Below are 1,540 nucleotides of genomic sequence, written 5' to 3'. Positions count from 1 at the left end.
CGACCAACCCGGTCCCCACCGGGTGGCCCGCCTGCAGCGCCCCACCGGCCATGAAGCCCCCGGGCACCTCATCGCCAGGCTGAGCGCCCTCAGGATCGGCATCCGCAGCTCTCCCGGCCGCGGCCGGGGCGGAAGCGGCGCGACGCGCCGGACCGTCGAGACCACCCCCGACCTGGCCGTCCAGGTCCCGGTCCGATTCGGGAGGTGGGCGGAGGGAGGGGGCCGCCAGGTCCTCTTCCAGGACGGCGGCTATGCGGGCGGCGAAGACGAGGCCCTCCAGCAGGGAGTTGGAGGCCAGGCGGTTCGCCCCGTGGACGCCGGTGCAGGCGACCTCGCCGCAGGCGTAGAGGCCGGGGACGGTCGTGCGGCCGTGCAGGTCGGTGCGGACTCCCCCGCTCGCGTAGTGCGCGGCCGGGACGACCGGGATGGGTTCCGCCACGGGGTCGATGCCGTGGTGCCGGCAGGCGGCGAGGATGGTCGGGAAGCGGTTCTCCCACATCGCGGCGCCGAGGTGGCGGCCGTCCAGCAGCATGTGGGACGCGCCGGTCTCGCGCATCCGGTTCATGATGCCCTTGGCGACGACGTCGCGCGGGGCGAGTTCGGCGAGTTCGTGGCGGCCGAGCATGAACCGCTCGCCGGCGTGGTCGACGATGTGCGCGCCCTCGCCCCGGACGGCCTCGGAGATCAGCGGCTGCTGGCCCCGCGCGTCCTCACCGAGCCACAGCACGGTCGGGTGGAACTGGACGAACTCCAGGTCGGCGACCTCGGCGCCGGCGCGCAGGGCGAGCGCGACACCGTCGCCGGTCGAGACCTCGGGGTTCGTCGTGGCGGAGAACACCTGCCCGAGGCCGCCGGTGGCGAGCACGACCGCGCGGGCGCGGACGGCGCCGACACCGCCGGGCTGCCCCTCGCCCATGACGTGCAGGGTGATCCCGGCCGCGCGTCCGGCGCCGTCTTTCAGCAGGTCGAGGACCAGCGCGTGCTCGATGACCTCGACGCCGGAGTCCTTGAGCGCGGCGAGGAGAGCGCGGCTGATCTCCGCGCCGGTGGCGTCCCCGCCGGCGTGGGCGATGCGGCGCCGGTGGTGGCCGCCCTCGCGCGTCAGCGCGATCTCGCCGCCGTTGGAACGGTCGAAAGCGGCGCCGAGCCCGATGAGGTCGCGGACGGCGTCCGGCCCCTCGGTGACCAGCGCGCGGACGGCGTCCACGTCGCACAGCCCGACACCGGCGGTGAGCGTGTCGGCGAGGTGGTCTTCGGGGGAATCGTCGGGCGCGAGCGCGGCGGCGATCCCGCCCTGGGCCCAGCGGGTGGATCCCGCGTCCAGCAATGCCTTGGTGACCAGGAGCACGCGCCCGCGAGAGCGGCAGCGGAGCGCGGCGACGAGCCCGGCGATGCCGGAGCCGATGACGACGACGTCGGTGTCGGTGGTCCAGCCGGGGGCGGGGGCGTACAGAACCGAAGGGATCACGAGCCCTCCTCGGGATCGGTTCTCGTCATTATGACCCTAACCCCGATCCCGCCACCCGGCCGCCCCCCGCAC

The 1,540-nt window shown here is 75.0% G+C and carries 1 protein-coding gene; it reads right to left on the bottom strand.

Annotated features, from left to right (window positions below):
* Positions 1-1,468, bottom strand: a 1,468-nt coding sequence (locus E1266_RS37205; RefSeq protein WP_243719373.1) for an L-aspartate oxidase, incomplete at its 3' end; no start/stop codon positions are given.
* Positions 1,469-1,540 lie beyond the last annotated feature (72 nt).

Source organism: Actinomadura sp. 7K534 (assembly GCF_004348575.1).
GTDB lineage: Bacteria > Actinomycetota > Actinomycetes > Streptosporangiales > Streptosporangiaceae > Spirillospora > Spirillospora livida.
This window is presented reverse-complemented; position numbering and strand designations above follow the sequence as displayed.